Source organism: Paenibacillus etheri, assembly GCF_001012825.1.
GTDB classification, from domain to species: Bacteria; Bacillota; Bacilli; order Paenibacillales; family Paenibacillaceae; genus Paenibacillus_AQ; species Paenibacillus_AQ etheri.
In genome coordinates this window covers 196,324-215,167 of sequence record NZ_LCZJ02000019.1, presented here as the reverse complement: position 1 = coordinate 215,167, position 18,844 = coordinate 196,324, and the positions used below count along the sequence as shown (strand labels likewise).

Sequence of the window (18,844 nt, the reverse complement as noted above, 5' to 3'; positions counted from 1 at the left end):
TTGAACGATTATGAACGCATTGTCGCATATTTCATTATCATTTCTTGCGACGCTTCTTCTGCGAGTAGTTCACCAGTTATACGTCCTTCACACATGACAATAATGCGATGGCTCATTCTTAGAATCTCTGGGAGATCTGAAGAGACTATAATGATCGCCTTTCCCTCACTCGCCAGCTGATCAAGTAACTTATAGATCTCACTTTTCGCACCTACATCAATACCACGAGTTGGTTCATCGAAGATCAACACATCGCAATCTCTCGTTAACCATTTCCCGATAACTACTTTTTGCTGATTGCCACCGGATAAGAATTTGACTTTTTGACTTACACTTGGAGTCTTGGTTGCTAGTGCTTCCGCATGCTGCTCCGCTGACTTTCGCATCTCCCGATCCCTCATCCATCCGAATGCATTACGGAATTTGTAGAAGGAAGCAATCGCATTATTCATGCTAATGTCCATATCTACAAGCAGTCCGTAGCGTTTGCGATCTTCGGACAAATAGCCAATACCATGCTGCACCGCATGATGAGGCTGTCTTATACGAACCGTATTTCCATGCAGCTTAATCTCACCCTTATCGATAGGATCAGCACCAAATACGGCACGAACAACCTCAGTACGTCCAGCTCCCATTAATCCAGCGAAGCCCAGGATTTCACCTTTATTCAGATGAAAGCTGATATCCTTCAACAACTGCCCACTAGATAGATTTCGGACCTCTAGTACCACTTGCTGTGTTTGTAACGAAACCGTTGGCTTCGACGTTTGATACAGTTCACGACCGACCATCATGCTAATAATCTGATCAATCGTTACCGAATCTGTCCTAACGGTATCCACATAACAACCATCCCGCATGACAGTAATGCGGTCTGTGATCCGTTTCAACTCATCCATACGGTGCGAGATGTATATAATACCTACACCTTCTTCTCGTAATTGCTTGATCATACGGAATAACTCGTTAATTTCCATATCTGTCAACGCTGCGGTTGGTTCATCCATAATCAGTACCTCCGCATTAAAAGACAAGGCTTTGGCGATTTCAACCATTTGCTGATTAGCGACCGTCAGGTCTGAGACCAAAGTCTTCGGATCCAGCTTTAGATTCATCTGATCAAACAGTTCCTGCACCTTACGGTTTAGCTCCAGCTCATCAACGAACCATTTCAGTGCCTTACGCGGCTCACGACCAATAAATATATTTTGGGCCACTGTGAGATGCGGCATTAAGTTCAGTTCCTGATGGATAATACTAATCCCGAGCTCCTGCGCAGCACGGGTATTGGCAATCTCCACCTCAGATCCCTTGTACCACATCTGACCCGCATCCTTGGAATAGACACCTGTTGCAATCTTCATTAAGGTAGACTTTCCTGCGCCATTTTCACCAACTAATGCATGCACTTCCCCACGCTTTAGTTCAAATTGACATTGATTCAATGCATGAACACCTGGGAAAAATTTATCAATCCCCGCCATTCGTAATAATATTTCGTCCATTTCATATCCACCTCAAATCCTTTATGAGTACCTTTTTTTATGAAGTAATCGCTTTCAATGTTGAATGTAAAATCATTGTATTACCTATAAGTTTCCAATGTAATGGAATATTCTCCGTAAAAAAGTTTAAAATTTTATGTTTTGAATCAAGCAAAAAAACGACTGCGCCGTCCTTTCAGGGACGATGCAGCCGTTTCTACGAGAACTATAAGAATATTGTAATGCATAAAATATACTCCTACAGGTTCAGACCATTTCCAGCCACCAAGGTGAATGTCTTGGGTATTCCTTTATCATAAACATCCGAAGATAGATTGGGTTCTTCAACCAATTGTTGGATCACAAGCCCGGAGCTGGCAGCGGCTGTTACAATTTCTCCAAGCGTCCAGCGGCGCCAATATACAACGCTATGCTCCTGTTCGCCTACTGCTTTACCTGTGGAAGGTAGATACTTAGAGTACGAGACCTTTTTTTCTTCCAATGTCGTATCGAAATAGTTACCGCTAACTTTGTGCTTGCGAACCTTCGCTGTAGATCCTTTAGAGGATATAAGCTTAGTTGTCACAGGATGGAAATCTCGCAGAACAAAAATTCCACCAGGAGAAAGTAAATGGCGGACGGTTTCCATGAACGGTGCTAGGTCGGTAAAGTAGTGTACAATTCCTAATTCAGCAAATACGACATCATATGAACCATCAAGCACGTGATCTGGAAGCTTAAGAACATCCGATACGATATAGTTAAGCTGAACACCCGCTTCTTGTGCGAGATCAGCTGCATAACGAGCATTAGCTTCTGAGAAGTCAGCAACCGTTACGTCTGCCCCAAGTAATGACAGTGCGACTGCTTTCATTCCGTTTGATCCCATGAGATTCATCATCTTTTTACCCTGTACATCCCCAAAATAAGAAGAGAGCGGGTACAGCTTTGCACCTGGTTCCTTAATCAACTTGGCTGCTGCCTCTGACGGTGCACCAAATCGAGCAACCCAAGCTGTGTACGTGTCTTCGTTCCATAGTTCCTCACTCGTTGGCCCTGTGTTTTTTTCAGTATTCTGATCTACAATTTGATCTTGTTCTTCCATACCTTGTGACCCCTTTATGATTAAAATATCTGTTATGAAGCATTCTGAATGGCTTCTGCCATCTGAATCGTTTTCTTTCTTCCAGCATACAAATATACGCCCAGTCCAAACATAACCAAAAGTCCACCTGCCCATTGTAGCGCAGTTAATTGTTCTCCCAAGAGCAGATAAGCTAGGATACTTGCCCCCACTGGTTCACCTAAGATATTCATTGATACCGTAGTTGCGGATACATACTGAAGTAGCCAATTAAATAAAATATGGCCGAACACCGTTGGAACCACTGCTAGCAATAGGAAGATTCCCCACTCATTCGCAGGATAGTTGAAGAAGGAAATCCCCATTATCAGATTGTATATAGCAAACACGCCAGCCGCTGACAAGAACACTATCAAGCTATACAAATATGAAGGCATGCGCACTACAAGCTTTTGACCGATAAGCATATGCACAGCTACCGCTACTGTACCTCCAACCGATAACAAATCACCTTTAAGATTATCCGCAGAGATACCAATATCTCCCCAGCCGATAAACACTACTCCGCCAATAGCAATACTCAGCCCCAGAATAGCCGATACAGCCGTTTTTTCCTTATACAAAAAATAAACACCCAGCATAATAAACACTGGCTCCAGCGCCATGATCATCGTTGAACTAGCTACCGAAGTATACTTCAAAGAGCCCATCCAAAGCAAAAAATGTAGAGCTAGCATAGTGCCTGAGAGCACTAACATGATCCAGTCTTTTTTACGAAGAGCGAACGCTGCTCCGCAGTATGGTCTTGCAAAAGGTAACATCAGGAGTGCGGTGAACAGCAGCCGATACATTCCTTGTATAGATGCAGGCGCTGCAGACCACTTAATAAAAATGGCGGAAAAAGAGATGGCCACAATCCCAATCAACATTAAAATTGGAATAGGAAGTGGCGGTTTTTTAAGCTTCACATGGTACGCGTCCTTTCACTATCTTAAGTCACTTATGTTAATTTAACGCAGACCGTGAAAAAATGCATCTAATTTCATTAGATTTCACTAAAAAAAGCATAAGCAATGTCATTTCTGACGAGAGCATATGCTTCTTAAAGGCTAAGGTTTCAGAACCACCTTGATGCAATCCTCTTTTTTCTCACTAAAAACGTCATAGCCTTGCTCCGCTTTACTGATGGGCAGGCGATGCGTAATGATATCTGTAGGATCAAATTTATTCTCTTTAATCATTTTATAAAGTAAAGGCATATAGTGAATAACTGGGGCTTGTCCCATCTTTAATGTAATATTGCGTTCAAATAGATGGCCAAGCGGGAACATATTGTAATTAAGCCCATAAACCCCTACAAGCTGAATGGTCCCGAATTTGCGTACGATGTTCGTGGCCATTCTGAATGCGCTGAGTGAGCCTCCCTGCAGCTTCAGAGTGGTTTCTATCTTCTCCAAGGCAGATATTTTGGCATCCAAGCCTACACAATCAATAACTACATTTGCGCCCCCACGGGTTATCTCCTTCAAATGAGCCTCAATATCCTTGAACTCTTCAAAGTTATAAACTTCAACATTATTGGTCCGCTTCGCATGCTGTAGCCGATAGCCAATGTGGTCAACAGCAATGACTCTGGTGGCACCTTTGATCCAAGCAAATTTTTGAGTTAGCAGACCAACCGGTCCGCAACCGAGAACAATGACTGTATCCCCAGGCTTCACTCCTCCGCTTTCTACTCCCCACCAAGCTGTAGGTACGATATCTGATAAGAAAAGAATTTTCTCATCTTCCATTTCTGCATCCTCAGGAACTACAAAAGGGCCAAAATTGCCATAAGGTACCCGCAGTAATTCAGCTTGCCCACCGGCAAAGCCGCCATAAGTATCGGAATAACCTAAATAACCGCCAGTGTCCTTGGCATCATTAGAATTGTCACATTGACTCTCCATCTCATGCTGGCAGAAGAAGCACTGCCCACAGGCCACATTAAAGGGAATAATGACACGGTCGCCCTTCTTGACTTTAGTTACGTCAGGACCTGTCTCCTCAACAATCCCCATAGGCTCATGACCAATAACATAATCATCATGCATACCTGGAATTTCACCGTTAAAAATGTGCAGATCTGAGCCACAAATCGCTGTAGAGGTAATTCGAACGATAATGTCATCCTTTTTCTCAAGCTTTGGATCAGCTACCTCTTTTACTTTCACTTTCTTCTTCCCTTGGTAGGTTAGTGCCCTCATGCTGTTAATCCGCTCCTTTGGAGTATGGTATAGGGATAAAACGATACAACCTCTCTATGTTATAACCCTAAGGCCTACCCTCTTATCCATGAAGAAGTGGGGAATACATCATAAGCGCGTAGTTATCCGTTACAGCTTCATCTCCAACTAGGTCGTCGGTACGTGTGAATATTTTTCTACTGATCTTGTTGCTACGAATATATCCGCCCCATGGTTCTAGGATAATCCGATGATCACTTTCGTACACTTCATATTTATAAAGGGACTGCTCATCGCATCTCCATTCCCCATGCAAATGGCTGTCATCCAGCCAGAGCTTTAATTGATACGTTTGATCCGTGTTATTCTTCACTTGAAGATCCAAATAATTATAAGAACAGGTTGCCCCGCTTCCAAATGGCTGTGTACGCTGTTCATCTGGAAATACATCATAGCTGTGCCTATGACGTTCCGTTACTGTAAGAGGTGTATGCAGTGTCATCCAGTAGATCAGATTGGACAACTGGCATAAGCCTCCGCCAACTCCAGAATGGAAGCCCCCATAATGCAGCACCATTCCATCCAAATAGCCTTTTCGCTTACTGGGCTTACCGATGCTTCTCCAATAGGAGAATGTCTCCCCAGGGCGTACCATGAGTCCATCCAGTTTCGCGATCGCCAGTCGTAAATTAGTTATTTTATTGTACTGAAGCACCATATCTACATTCCGAAGACTTCTTAATAATGGTGTAGCGTGATTCATGGCCTCATAAGATAAAATATCACTAGTGCGCTGCTTCGCTACCTTACTGCGGCTAGTGCACCATTTCAAGTATCTTTTCCAAATAAAATACCGCTTTCCGGCAAATAGTCTAAGTCGAGAACGCTGAATAGGTTTCATGACAGCCTGAGGGTATTCATCTAGAACTGAACCTCGCTTTCAGCTCGTAACTGGGCGAATCTACCTCCAATTACCGCGTTATGATGCTTAACAATCTCACTACTACTCAGAACCCCGTTATCAAAGGTGCTATGAGCATCTTGGACGAGAACACTCTTATATCCTATACTGTATGCGCGTCTTATCGTCGTATCTAGGCAGAACTCACTTTGCATCCCACAAATCACCAGATTCGTGATCCCGAGCTTTTGTAGCTCATCTTGCAGTTCGGTTCGGTGAAAAGCATCCCAAGTGGGCTTCTCCACAATAACTTCGCCTTCCTGCGGTGTGATGTTGTGACTGATCTGCCATGTGGGTGTGCCTTTTGTGTATTCCTCATCTTCGGTGTGTTGAATATAAACAATTGGAGTACCTGCCACCCTAGCCTTATGCTGAAGGGAAATAATTCTCTCCATCACACCCTCTTCATCGTACAGCTTTTGATCAGGATAGGAGAACATAGCTTCTTGAACATCAATAATTAATAGTGCAGTTGAATTTCCCATTAGGTACCTCCTACAACTTTTATGAAAATCATACCAGATTATGGGACATTCTATCTACCTATTTAAAGACTCAAATCAATAAAAAAAGGGCATCTGCTAAGCAGACACCCGTTACATTTCAATACTTTTTACTTGCCACGCTTATTATGCCAGATCAATGCATGCAGTTGCGGAAGTACACGCACTCTATTCATTTCTGGATCCAAGATTACTTTATTAAACAACCACTCAAGCCTTCCCAAAAGCCGAGCAGAAATGTCGCCCTCTTCAGTGACATCATCATTCCCAGGCTGCAGAAAGAGCTGCACATTGGGATATCGCCGGTGAATATCTTTTGCATAATCAAAATCCTTATCATCAAATACAACGACTTTAAGACTGTGCGTAGAACGGCCCAGATTCTCCATCTTACTCATGATGTTATCTAGTATTTCCCAATTCGTCGTCATCCCTGAGCTTGGCGGCTTGGGACTGATGGTCAGCACATCCACGTCATTGAACCATTCCTGCCATTTACTGCCCTGAGTTTCTATTGCAGCTTGTATCCCCCGCTCATGTAGCAGGTTGATAAAAGTGCCCATCCCTTCACCAATCAATGCAGGATTTCCGCCTGAAATTGTAACACAGTCGAAGTTATCTCCAGCTAACGCTAATAGTTCATTCATGATTTCATCCGCGGCCATCATTTGAACCTTATTCTTAGCAGTACCATCCCAAGTAAAAGCGGAGTCACACCAGCTGCAGCGATAATCGCAACCATAGGTGCGGACAAACATCGTCTTCACTCCAATTACCGTACCTTCGCCTTGAATAGTAGGACCAAACATTTCAATTACGGGAATCTTACTCACAGTCACAGCCTCCATACAAACGGTAGGATGGCCCTTCATCCGGAACATCTTCAGCCAGCACCTCAGCCCAGGATGTTGGTGTCTCCCACAGTTTTACAGCGTACAGCGGCAGCCCCGCTTGCTTCAGCTTGTATGCAATATAGGAAGACATATTCTCAACTGTGGTGCGGAAAGACAGCAAAGCTACTTTGGAACCCGTATTCGTTAACGTCTCAAACACAGGTTCATTTCCCATAGCGAGAAAAGCGTGATCTAGACGGTCAACAAGAGTTTGTTGCACTGTCGTCTTGATATCGCTGAAATCAATAACAAACCCCTCATCCGAGTGACCTTCCGCGGCCATAGGTTTACCCTTAAGCACTACTTCAAGCTTATACGTATGTCCATGCAGGTTGCTGCATTTTCCTTTGTGACCCACTAACTGATGCGCCGAGTCGAACGTAAATATTTTGCAGACTGAGACCTCGTTAAGCATTAAGAGCTTACCCCCGTTCTCTCCGCCTCATATTGTTCAAGACCACGCTGACGTAATAGACAAGCTGGACAAGTTCCACAGCCACTGCCAATAATTCCGTTGTAACAGGTCAATGTGTGTTCGCGAACATAATCAAAATAACCCAGTTCATCGGCCATCTTCCACGTTTCTTTTTTATCCAGCCACATCAGCGGAGTGTGTATCGCAAACTCATAGTCCATGGATAAATTCAGCGTAACATTCAATGATTTCACAAAAACATCACGGCAGTCCGGATACCCGCTAAAGTCTGTTTGGCAGACACCAGTAACGATATGGGAGTACCCCAGCTGTTTAGCTAATATTGCGGCAAATGATAAAAACAACAGATTCCGTCCGTCTACAAACGTACTCGGAAGCTCATCACCTTCGCCAGCAACGATATCAATATCCTGACGTGTGAGTGCATTTGGTGCCAGCTGATTTAGTAGTCCAAGGTCAAGGATATGCTGTCTCACATTAAACTTAGCAGCTATTTCTGTAGCAACTTCGATTTCAGCCGCATGACGCTGATTGTAGTTGAAGGTCACTACCTGTACTTCTTCAAACTGCTTCAAAGCCCAAACCAGGCAAGTGGTGCTATCTTGTCCGCCGCTGAATACGACGAGTGCTTTTTTATTCATATGAATCTCTCCTTATCAACTTGTTGGGATTAGCGGTTATCCACTTTTTCCGGATAGAGGTCGTGATTAATTAAGCGGTGCTCCGCTATCGCCTCATATTTCGTACCCGGTCTTCCATAGTTGCAATAAGGATCAATCGATATGCCTCCACGCGGAGTGAACTTGCCCCACACCTCAATATAACGTGGGTCCATCAGTGAGATCAGATCATTCATAATAATGTTGACACAGTCCTCATGAAAGTCTCCATGGTTACGGAAACTAAACAGATACAATTTTAATGATTTAGATTCCACCATTTTCTGCTCAGGAATATACGAAATATACAGTGTGGCAAAATCCGGCTGACCTGTTACAGGACATAAGCTAGTAAACTCAGGACAGTTGAACTTAACAAAATAATCACGCCCAGGATGCTTGTTATCAAACACCTCTAGAATGTCTGGATCATAACCGAACTTGTACTGCGTTCCCTGATTACCAAGCAAAGTGACTTCTTGCATTTCCTCTTTCACTCTTCCTTCTGACACGACAAAAAACCCCTCTCTTTTCCTTCGGCCTTGGCCGGTAATGGAAAGAAGAACGAGATTTCGAAAACTTGGCTCTACTAAGAAGAAACGGAAGCAACGTCCGGGTAAAGGACAGCATTCCGCTATACGATTTAATATACTCTTAGTTTTTTATAGAGGGAGTTCGCGAACCTCTCCTGCACAATCCGTGCAGACTTCTTCTTCAAGCATATTGCGTCTTGAACTATACCATGGGTAGCCGCTCCTGACAAGTTCTACTCTTTATCTATCTTCCAAATCCAGACCGAAAGTATCGCAATCCACAAAAACAAAAGCAGACTTTCTACGAGTAATATCCCTTCTCCATTAAGAATACTGTTCAAAGCCTCAACGATTTCAATACTTGGCAGAACAGCAAAGATCGGATAGGTCCATTCTGGAAGCGCTAAATAAACAGAAGCTACCAAGAAAAAAACAACCATAAATGCGGAGCTGATGGCTGAACCATTTTTGGAGGAACTTACCTTTAATCCGATGATGACTCCGACTTGCACAAAAATAATTCCACCCAATAACATATACAACAAGGAAGGCAGTAAATCCATGGTCAAACCCTGATTTAATATATAAACTATCAGCTGTGATAATAAAGAAAAAACAAGAACTGATCCGGCTTTTGCAGTAATAATCTGCCCTCTGCTTAGCGGAGTGATCAGGAGCGCATCAAAAGTTTTACTTTCCCGCTCCTCAATTAATCCTGGGCCGCTAATCATGATCCCAACCATCACTTGCGCAAACAATATCCACGTAGAAAGAAGCATGAAGTCCAAACCGCCCTTGTCCACTACAGTGATGATTATTTTAGCCATAAGTATAGGCAATATAATTAGAATTACAGTCGCTGGATTACGAAGTATATCCTTACATTCATGCTTAAACAGCTTCCATAATGGATAGCTCAACTTAACTCACTTCCCGTCAGGGCAGCGAATACGTCTGCCAGCGAAGCCTCTTTTGTGTGCATACTTATGATTTGATGATTAGACATTAGCTGATAAATATGGTCTTTTGTAGCTTCTTCCGCTATCGGACAGGATTTCATAACCACTTTCCCATCCTGCTTATATTTAACTTCAATTTCTGGTTTACCATAAATGGTCTTAAGTCTATGCGGTTTATCAAGTGCCACCAATGCGCCGGCGTGCATGATGCCCACTCTATGGCTTAATTCTTCGGCTTCGTGCATATCATGTGTCGTCAAGACAATGGTTGTACCTTCTTCTTGAATTTTCTTGATATGATTACGAATGAGTGAAGCTGAATTGGGATCTAACCCACTTGTAGGCTCATCTAAAAACAACACAGGGGGCTTATGTAATAAGGCTCTGGCGATTAAGACACGCTGCTTCCAACCTTTAGACAAGCTGCTCACATTAGACTTTTCCTTATCTAACAGCTGGAGGGTTTCCATGACTTCATTCACTCGACTTGCCGCTACTCTATACAGATCAGCGAACAGGTTCAGATTATCTCGAATAGAACTACGCATGTATAGGTTCGGAAGCTCGAAAACAACGCCAATTTGAGCATGAATTTCTTTTTTATGACGTGAAATATTCATTCCATTAATTAAAATTTCTCCGCTTGTAGACTGAAGAAGCCCCGTCATCATGCGCATCGTTGTAGTCTTCCCTGCACCATTGGGACCTAGAAATCCAAAGACCTCACCTTTCTCCACCGTGAAAGTAATTCGATCAACCGCGCACCTTTCCTGATAATATTTTGAGACCTCAGTTAGCTGAATCAATAGCACTCCCCCCTTTTCGAATAGTTAGCTTTCTTCTATCCTTATTCTATTTGTAGAGGATTATCTCTGTTGTTGCTATTCTGTAACATTCGCTATACCTTAGGACCTTCCTTTGTTCATATCTGCTCAGATGTGGCAAAAATATGGATTCAAATCCTAAGAAAAGGGTAACTTAAACATAATAATCTTCGAGGTAAGGGTGGGATCATCTTATGGATCAAAGTATACAGAAACTTATGGACTGGATTAACAGTCATGTGAATGAAACCATTGTTATTGAAAAAAAAGAGCTTCGTGATCTGGATAAAATTCATTTTAATCTAGAGGCCGTTGAGTTTCGGAGCGCGGAGGATGTTATCGATGACTATCTAGGGAGTGCATTAATATTAAAAGGATTTGGCAGCACTTTAAACGCCGTTGGTGAGCTAGTATCGCTACCACAATCTACCTATGACTTAGCGATTGACGGGCTTCGTATTGAGGACATAGGTGATCGCAAGGCGGAAATAACTACAGAGAGAGCTAAATACACCCTTTCGGTGGATTAAACCATATGTGATGACAGTAAAAGAGCCCACAGTAATCTGCGGGCTCTTATTAATTATAGGTTACTCTTCGCCAATGATCTCTACTTCAGTTTCCAGCTCCACACCAAATTTATCTTTCACAGTCGCTCTTACATGGTGAATAAGCCCAATGTAATCACTGGCTGTTGCGTTATCTGCATTTACAATAAATCCTGCATGCTTCCTGGATACCTCAGCTCCACCGATTCTTGTTCCCTGTAAGCCACTCTCTTGAATTAGCTGACCTGCAAACCGACCTGGAGGACGTTTAAAGACACTCCCACAGGATGGATATTCAAGTGGCTGCTTAGATTCACGCAGATAGGTTAGCTCATCCATTTTAGCTTTGATGGTTAATGCATCTCCGGAAGTCATTGCAAAGTTGGCCTCAAGCACGATGTACTCACCGCTTGCGAACACACTTTTTCTGTATCCCCATTGCAGATCATCACCTTGAAGAGTCACCAACTGTCCGCTCTTAGTTATAGCCAGCGCACTATGCAGTACATCTTTAACTTCTCCGCCATAGGCGCCTGCGTTCATGTATAACGCTCCACCAACCGTTCCTGGAATACCGCAAGCGAACTCAAGACCTGTAAGCTCCATATCCAGTGCATATCGGGAAACATCAATAATCTTGGCACCGCACTGAGCGTATAAAAGATTGTCACGAATCCCCATTTCTGTTAGTCCTGCCGTTTGCAGAACTATTCCACGCACACCGCCATCACGGATAATCACATTGGAGCCGTTCCCAAGTACCGTGAGGGTTATCCCATTCTGTTCCGCATATGTAACGATCTTTTGAATTTCCTCATAAGTAGCAGGTGCTGCCAAAATATCAGCTTTACCGCCCATTTTGGTATACACGTGATCTTTTAAGTTCTCATGACGCTTCACTATTCCTGCAGTCACCAACTGCTCTAGGTCATCTTGAATTTTGTCAATATTCATGCTTCATGCTCCTTTAACCATGTATAAATGATGGTCCTTGATCTATTTTTAGTAGTGGTATCATGGAATTGTAGGCAACCACAACTGTAACAACGAACAGGCTCCCTTGTCAATGACGGGAGCCTGTTCGTTGTATGATTTTCAATTATGATTACACCGCTTTGTAGGCTGCAAGCTCGTAAGGAAGACACAGTGGCACACCGGTTCGTGGATCTGGAACAATATCTGCCTCAATTCCAAACACTTCCCGCAGTACATCTGGTGTCATAACTTCAGTAGGTGAGCCTTCACTAACCACGGTACCGGACTTAATAGCTACCATATGCTGTGCATAACGAGTAGCATGATTCAAATCATGCACTACCATGATAATGGTACGGCCTTCTTCCTCATTCAGCTTTTGCAGAAGCTGTAGAACTTCAAGCTGGTGAGCCATATCCAGAAATGTTGTTGGTTCGTCCAAGAATAGAATGTCAGTTTCTTGCGCCAATGCCATAGCGATCCAAGCACGCTGACGTTGTCCACCAGATAAGCGGTCAATCGGACGGTCATGGAAAGACTCCATACCTGTAACAGTGATGGCGTTGGAAATAATGCTGCGATCCTCTGCTGTCATTGTGCCGAATCCTTTTTGATGTGGGAAACGGCCATAGCTGACAAGTTCAGAGACCGTTAGTCCGTCTGGAGCCGTTGGGTTTTGCGGTAAGATTGCAAGCTGACGAGCTACCTCTTTCGTTGAAAAGTTATGGATCGATTTGCCGTCCAGCATTACACTGCCGCTCTTAGGCTTCATGATCCGGGCCATTGTCTTAAGAATTGTAGATTTACCAGATCCGTTAGCACCCACTAGTGCAGTGATTTTTCCCGTAGGGATAGATAAGTTCAACCCTTTAACAATTGTAGCCTCTGCATACCCAATACTTAACTCTTCTGTGTTCAAACGTTCTGACATATTTACAACTCCTTAAAAGTTTTATGGAGCTATGCTCCTAGAATGAACTACATAGTAAAACTCGCTTCGTACGCATTATGCTTTTGATTTGGCGAGTAAATATAAAAAGTAAGGTGCACCAATGATCGCAACCACGATGCCTGTTGGTACTTCTGCAGGCTGTAACACCCATCTGCCGATAGTATCAGCAGTAATCATAAGAAGCGCCCCTGTCAACGCACTAGCTGGTAATAATACCTGATGACGGGGTCCTACAAGCTTGCGGGCTAGATGTGGTGCAATTAGACCGACAAAGCCAATCCCTCCGCTTACAGCGACACATGAGCCAGCAAGCGCCACTGCTGTCACCAAGAGAAGAATACGCTCCTTCTCCACTCGCATTCCAAGCCCTAAAGAAGTATGATCTCCTAGATTCAATACATTAAGAATCCGGGCTTTATAGAAGGCGAACGGTAACAGAATCGCTATCCAAGGTAGCAGCGCAAGGACAAATCTCCAATCGCCACCCCATATTTTACCGGCAATCCAAGTGGCTACAAATTGATAATTATTAGGATCAAGCCGAAGGGCCAACACAAGCTGGCAAGCATTAATTCCGGCAGCGACCGCAATCCCGATAAGGATCAGCCTCGTAGGAGACAAACCATCAGCTTTCCGATAAGCAAGAATATAGATTAAAGCGGCGGTTAGGCTAGCCCCTCCAAGCGCTAAGAGCGGCAAGACGAATACCGGAGCTGCTGTTGTAGCCGGAAAAAACGAGATAAAAATGATTACCGCAAAACCTGCACCCGCACTTATGCCCAGCGTTGCCGGTTCAGCAAGTGCATTTCGGGCGAGACTTTGTAAGATACAGCCCGACACTGCAAAGCCCGCTCCAACTAACAATGAAATTACGATGCGGGGTAATCTGAAATCAAATAAAATAAGCTTTTGCTGATGCGTTCCATCACCCAGCAGTGTATGTAATACCTCCCGTGGGGATAGACGCATAAATCCCGTATTCATACTGACAATAAATACAACAATGATCAATATGGCAAGTAGCGATAACACTGTAATGGCGCGTGTGCGGCGTTCTTTTTCATTGGGAGAAAGGGTTACTCTATGCATTACAGCTCCCCCTTCCGCTTACTCGCCAAGTAAATAAAGAAAGGTACACCGATGATGGCAATTAAGGCGCCTAAGGGCGTCTCATAAGGTGCATTTATCATTCTAGCGGCGATATCCGCAAAGATGATCAATAAGCTCCCCAAAACTGCCGAGCAAGGAATGATCCAGCGATAATCTACTCCAACGAAATAACGTGCTACATGTGGAATAATAAGTCCTATAAAAGCAATTGGCCCAACCATTGAGACTGCACTTCCGGCAAGAACTACTACAACAATCATACATGCCAACTGTACTAATCTGGTCCGCTGCCCCAGACCAACTGCAACTTCTCTTCCTAAGCTGAGTAATGTGACGGACCGCGATAACATCATCGCTGCAATTAATGCCACGAACACCCAAGGGAAAATAATCTTGATCTGAGTCCAGCTTGCCCCACCCATTCCGCCAGCCAACCAAAAGGCAATATCCTGGGATAAGTTAAAAAGAATAGCTATGCCCTGACTAACAGCAACCAGTAGTGCACTAACCGCGGAACCTGCGAGCGTCAAACGTAAAGGTGTAAGGCCATTAAATGAAAGCGACCCAATACCGAACACTATAAAAGACGCTATAGCAGCACCTATAAAACAAAACAACATAAGTGAAGTGAATGAGAGCGAAGGTGCAAAAGCAAAAACTATGGCCAGCGCTACACCTGCTCCAGCATTCAAGCCTAGCAGACCTGAATCTGCAAGAGGGTTCCTTGTCATCCCCTGCATGATTGCCCCTGCTACTGCGAAGCAAGCACCAACCAAAGCGCCTGCTATCGCGCGTGGAAATCGCAGTTCTCTTATCACCTGATGTTTTTGTAAATCTGGATTGAAATGAAATATCGCTTCCCATACCGTAGCTAGCTTGATATCTGCCGCACCCACTGAGACCGAAAGTGCCAGTCCAAAGGCAATGGCAGCGAGTCCTATCACTAGAATACTCATTGCAGCTGCCGGTCGGGTATGTATAGCTTTTTTTGTATCATTTTTATTGCGATGTGCGATATCTGAGGGTGAAACCATGTGTCGTCTCCTTAATCAATAGTTACAATGGTCTATATGATAACAACAATCATTCTCATTATCGCAAAAAAAATTAAGTTGTACAATTGTAGGAACTATTTTTCCGTAAAATAGGAATGTTTTATAAAAAAATGGTGCAGATCTTAGTATCCTAAGATACTTGATCTGCACGCCCTTCCCCACCCAAATGATCAGTCTCATTCATGGTGAATTACGACTTTTATTTCACAAGATTTTTTAACACATCGTCAATAATTTTGCCGCCAGCGTTCGCACCACTGTATAGCCAACTGCTTGTTGAACTCATTTCATGCACATTCCCAGCTTTTACGGCCGGAATACCTTTCCAAATTGCACTGTCCAAGATCTCCGAACCTTCAGTCTTATCACTATTTACAAGGATAATATGATCTGCTGTCAGCTCAGATAGCTTCTCTAGTGAGATTGGATTCCAAGTAGCTCTTGTACCAACAGGGATTTCTGTGACTAAGTTAGGCAGCGTTACACCAAGGTCTGTATATAATACAGCACCACTGCTCCGAGTTTCGTCTACAATATAGAAGTTCTTTTGCACCAACCATAAAATTGCCACGGACTCTTCTCCAATAGCTCCTTTAAGCTTTTCTTTCGCATCAGCTGCTTTATCTTCGTAATCTTTGATGGCTTTCTCTGCTTCAGGGGTCTTGTTCAGAATTTCACCAATCTTGAGTAGCGATTTTCGCCAATCTTGATTTAGCTCGTCCCCAATCACATAAGTCGGTGCAATCTTATTCAGTTGGTCATAGATACCGTTCTGTACAGAAGACTCCGATGGGATAAGAATAAGATCCGGAGCGAAGCTGGTTACTGCCTCGAGCGGAAGATCGTAGCTAATCGTAGGAACATCCTTTAATTCAGTGGTCAGATAATCCTGAACACCATTAGGTACAGACCATTGTGCTACTGGAGTCACGCCTAGAGTTACCAGAGCATCCTCCAAATAAGAACCCAGTACACGTTGTGGATTAGCTGGAATCGTTACTTCATGTCCCATTGCATCCGTTAACGTCTTAGGAGCTGCAGGAGCTTCCGTGGTTTCAGCAGTAGGTGCCGTCGTTGGCTCTGTTCCTGCGTTTGAAGCGTTACCGGGATTATTATTACCACAAGCGGATAAGAATAGCGCCATCACCATTAATCCGATCATCGTTAATTTCATGCTTCCAAGTCTTTTTCTGTTAAACCAAAACATTAAATACCCTCCTAGTGTGTACAAGCTATGCTTCTCAAAGGTGTCGATTAACCCTGTCTCACTTCTAAATGATATTGATTCTCATTCTCTATGTCAACATATAAATTTTAAATTTTGTGGATTTGCAATAATTTCCTGCTTGAAAATTAAAAAAAGGCTATATTCCGAACGTTCCGGATTTAGCCTCTCCTTAATGATCCATTATTTATTCAAATGATAAGGGACAGTCGCAACCACAACATCTTTTGAATTCATTAGATACGAGCGGATTAAAAAGCTGGTTTGATTGTGAAGTACAGCTTGCCACCAATGCTTAGTTATAAATTGTGGAATCAGGATCGTGATATGATCCGTCGCTGCGGTCTTCCACTCCACTGTATCAATAAATTTCAGCAGCGGACGAATAATACTGCGATATCTGGAACGAAGTACAATCAGGCGTACCCCTGGATTCCATTCCTCCCACCGTTGCTCCATCTTTTGAATGTCCTCTTCATCAAAGCCAACATACACGGCTACAACATTATCCGTTAAAGACTTGGCATAGCTAATGGAATGCAGTACAGCACGTGTTACACCGGCAACAGGGACAACAACCGTGCTGCCTTTAATCAAAGGTTTATCTGTACTCGGACATATACGAAGCTGATCTGCAGTGTTCAAATAGTGCTTGTGAATACGGTGGAACACGAACATTACAGCAGGCAAGAAAATGAAAGCCATCCATACGCTTGAGAACTTAGTAATAATAAAAATAAGTGTAATCGTCAATGTAGTCAGCATACCGATGGTATTTACAACAAAACTTTTTTTCCATCCTGCTGGTTTTGTTTTAAACCAATGAACCATCATTCCTAGTTGTGACAATGTGAAAGGAATGAAGACACCAACCGCATACAGAGGTATTAAGCTTTCTGTATTTCCGTGGAATGCAGCTACAAGCACCGCAGACAGAACACCTAGAAAAATAATACCATTGGAGAAGCCTAGACGGTCACCACGAACCATAAAGGCATGTGGCATATATTTATCTTTCGCAAACATAAATGCGAGCAGCGGGAACGCTGAGTAAGCCGTATTAGCTGCCAAGAACAAAATCACTGCGGTGATCCCTTGAATGAAAAAATATAAGGTTCCGCGACCAAAGGTCGATTCAGCGATTTGAGAAACAACCGTGGCCTTTTCGTCAGGGACTATACCGTACCAATAGGCCAGTAGTGTAATACCTGTAAACATAAATCCAAGTATACCCCCCATGACCATTAATGTCTTGGCTGCGTTCTTTTCTGCTGGTGCTTTAAAGTTTGGAATGGCATTAGATACAGCCTCTACACCCGTAAGTGCCGAACAACCAGAACTGAATGCTTTTAATAGTAGAAACAAACTAACATTAGATACAGCAGATCCAATTTCAGGGACATTCGCATGAACGCCACCTGCAGCATATTTAATAATACCGGAGATTATCAACACTACAATCGACACCACAAACAAATACACGGGGATTGCGATGAATGAAGCTGATTCTGTAACTCCGCGAAGATTAATTAATGTAAGAAGAAGAATAACTGATACTGCAATAAGAACGGTGTGATTATGAAGACTTGGGAAAGCCGATGTGATCGCATCCGTTCCTGCCGACGCACTAACAGCAACGGTCAGAATGTAATCCACTAATAAAGACCCTCCTGCTAAGAGCCCTGTCGGAATACCGAGATTACTCTTGGCAACGATGTAAGCTCCGCCTCCTTGAGGATAAGCATAAATCGTCTGCCGATAGGATAAAATCAGGATGGCCAGCAGGCCCAATACGGCTAATGCAATTGGCAGGGAATACCAGATGGCAGTAAACCCCGCAGCCACTAGTACAATCAGAATTTGTTCCGTTCCGTAGGCTACAGACGAGAGCGCATCAGAAGACAGGACAGCCAGTGCTTTCACCTTGGATAACTTTTCATGATCGAGTTCGTTCGACTTCATCGGACGCCCGATCAATAGTCGTTTTACCTTGCTTACCATTGTGGATACAGTTCCTTTCTTTGAGAGCAGAAACGGAAATTCCGCGCGCTGTTTTCATTGGTGGATTCATAAATGCAGACACAAAAATAGCATACGGAAATGATCCGCATGCTATGCATGGTCATTATCCCACCTTGCTTACGAGGTTAGCTGGCGGATTCGGGCTGTGGTATAGCCCTACGGTTTAAGTCCAATCGACCCCATTCCGATTCACCCCATTGGCACAAATGCCAAGTTTGGTTCCCCCGTTTTTCCTAAGAAAATTCAGCGCATATTCAACTTCTCACAAGGTCTAATATTAGTCTACAAAGTGTATACAGTAAAGCGTTGAAAAAAATGAAAAAAGAATGAAAAAACATCCAATAAGCGCAAATAATGCGTCTTATTGGATGCTCTCTTTCATTATCTTCAATT

General features: G+C 43.4%; 19 protein-coding genes and 2 riboswitches. Of the genes, 1 reads left to right on the top strand and 18 read right to left on the bottom strand.

The annotated features are described in order from the left end of the window. Positions 1-8: 8 nt before the first annotated feature. From UQ64_RS10615 to UQ64_RS10560, 12 genes are all read right to left on the bottom strand, one after another. A complete protein-coding gene (locus UQ64_RS10615) occupies positions 9-1,508 on the bottom strand; it encodes a sugar ABC transporter ATP-binding protein (protein WP_060623446.1) in 1,500 nt (499 codons plus the stop codon). A gap of 238 nt (positions 1,509-1,746) precedes the next feature. Then, the gene (locus UQ64_RS10610) at positions 1,747-2,592 is read right to left on the bottom strand and encodes a class I SAM-dependent methyltransferase (RefSeq protein ID WP_060623445.1); all 846 of its coding nucleotides are present in this window, start codon (positions 2,590-2,592) and stop codon (positions 1,747-1,749) included. A gap of 32 nt (positions 2,593-2,624) precedes the next feature. After that, positions 2,625-3,539, bottom strand: coding sequence for a DMT family transporter (locus UQ64_RS10605; protein WP_209445748.1), 915 nt, complete (start codon positions 3,537-3,539; stop codon positions 2,625-2,627). A gap of 141 nt (positions 3,540-3,680) precedes the next feature. Beyond that, positions 3,681-4,817 (bottom strand): zinc-dependent alcohol dehydrogenase, encoded by a 1,137-nt coding sequence (locus UQ64_RS10600; protein ID WP_060623444.1) that lies wholly within the window; start codon positions 4,815-4,817, stop codon positions 3,681-3,683. Positions 4,818-4,899: 82 nt separating this feature from the next. Further along, positions 4,900-5,697, bottom strand: coding sequence for a VanW family protein (locus tag UQ64_RS10595; protein ID WP_060623443.1), 798 nt, complete (start codon positions 5,695-5,697; stop codon positions 4,900-4,902). A gap of 20 nt (positions 5,698-5,717) precedes the next feature. Then, on the bottom strand, positions 5,718-6,242 hold the full coding sequence (locus tag UQ64_RS10590; RefSeq protein ID WP_060623442.1) for a cysteine hydrolase family protein: 525 nt from the start codon (positions 6,240-6,242) through the stop codon (positions 5,718-5,720). A gap of 128 nt (positions 6,243-6,370) precedes the next feature. Beyond that, a complete protein-coding gene (gene queE / locus UQ64_RS10585) occupies positions 6,371-7,093 on the bottom strand; it encodes a 7-carboxy-7-deazaguanine synthase QueE (protein ID WP_245237917.1) in 723 nt (240 codons plus the stop codon). Next, positions 7,086-7,568: a 6-pyruvoyl trahydropterin synthase family protein gene (locus UQ64_RS10580; protein WP_060623440.1), complete on the bottom strand. Its 483-nt coding sequence runs from the start codon at positions 7,566-7,568 to the stop codon at positions 7,086-7,088. The genes queE and UQ64_RS10580 overlap by 8 nt, the downstream gene beginning before the upstream one ends. Continuing rightward, entirely contained in the window at positions 7,568-8,230 is a 663-nt protein-coding gene (gene queC / locus UQ64_RS10575; protein WP_060623439.1) for a 7-cyano-7-deazaguanine synthase QueC, read from the bottom strand. The genes UQ64_RS10580 and queC overlap by 1 nt, the downstream gene beginning before the upstream one ends. 29 nt (positions 8,231-8,259) lie before the next feature. Next, positions 8,260-8,733: a preQ(1) synthase gene (gene queF / locus UQ64_RS10570; protein ID WP_060623788.1), complete on the bottom strand. Its 474-nt coding sequence runs from the start codon at positions 8,731-8,733 to the stop codon at positions 8,260-8,262. 163 nt (positions 8,734-8,896) lie between these two features. Further along, a riboswitch (PreQ1 riboswitch) is annotated at positions 8,897-8,940 on the bottom strand. A gap of 74 nt (positions 8,941-9,014) precedes the next feature. Then, the gene (locus UQ64_RS10565; protein ID WP_209445747.1) at positions 9,015-9,701 is read right to left on the bottom strand and encodes an ABC transporter permease; all 687 of its coding nucleotides are present in this window, start codon (positions 9,699-9,701) and stop codon (positions 9,015-9,017) included. Beyond that, positions 9,698-10,546, bottom strand: coding sequence for an ABC transporter ATP-binding protein (locus tag UQ64_RS10560; protein ID WP_060623438.1), 849 nt, complete (start codon positions 10,544-10,546; stop codon positions 9,698-9,700). The genes UQ64_RS10565 and UQ64_RS10560 overlap by 4 nt, the downstream gene beginning before the upstream one ends. A gap of 212 nt (positions 10,547-10,758) precedes the next feature. Between UQ64_RS10560 and ymzB the strand changes: the two genes are divergently transcribed. Then, complete coding sequence (gene ymzB, locus UQ64_RS10555) at positions 10,759-11,094, top strand: protein YmzB (protein WP_060623437.1); 336 nt, start codon at positions 10,759-10,761, stop codon at positions 11,092-11,094. Between the two features lie 60 nt (positions 11,095-11,154). Here ymzB and murB read toward each other — a convergent pair whose 3' ends face one another. From murB to UQ64_RS10525, 6 genes are all read right to left on the bottom strand, one after another. Further along, positions 11,155-12,066, bottom strand: a complete 912-nt coding sequence (gene murB, locus UQ64_RS10550; RefSeq protein ID WP_060623436.1) for a UDP-N-acetylmuramate dehydrogenase — start codon at positions 12,064-12,066, stop codon at positions 11,155-11,157. Positions 12,067-12,217: 151 nt separating this feature from the next. Beyond that, positions 12,218-13,018, bottom strand: coding sequence for an ABC transporter ATP-binding protein (locus UQ64_RS10545; protein ID WP_060623435.1), 801 nt, complete (start codon positions 13,016-13,018; stop codon positions 12,218-12,220). A gap of 75 nt (positions 13,019-13,093) precedes the next feature. After that, on the bottom strand, positions 13,094-14,128 hold the full coding sequence (locus tag UQ64_RS10540) for a FecCD family ABC transporter permease (protein ID WP_060623434.1): 1,035 nt from the start codon (positions 14,126-14,128) through the stop codon (positions 13,094-13,096). Beyond that, positions 14,128-15,183 (bottom strand): FecCD family ABC transporter permease, encoded by a 1,056-nt coding sequence (locus tag UQ64_RS10535; RefSeq protein WP_060623433.1) that lies wholly within the window; start codon positions 15,181-15,183, stop codon positions 14,128-14,130. The genes UQ64_RS10540 and UQ64_RS10535 overlap by 1 nt, the downstream gene beginning before the upstream one ends. A gap of 220 nt (positions 15,184-15,403) precedes the next feature. Beyond that, a complete protein-coding gene (locus tag UQ64_RS10530; RefSeq protein WP_060623432.1) occupies positions 15,404-16,411 on the bottom strand; it encodes an iron-hydroxamate ABC transporter substrate-binding protein in 1,008 nt (335 codons plus the stop codon). Between the two features lie 201 nt (positions 16,412-16,612). Continuing rightward, positions 16,613-18,430 (bottom strand): APC family permease, encoded by a 1,818-nt coding sequence (locus UQ64_RS10525; protein ID WP_060623431.1) that lies wholly within the window; start codon positions 18,428-18,430, stop codon positions 16,613-16,615. 121 nt (positions 18,431-18,551) lie between these two features. After that, a riboswitch (cyclic di-AMP (ydaO/yuaA leader) is annotated at positions 18,552-18,710 on the bottom strand. Between the last annotated feature and the right edge of the window lie 134 nt (positions 18,711-18,844).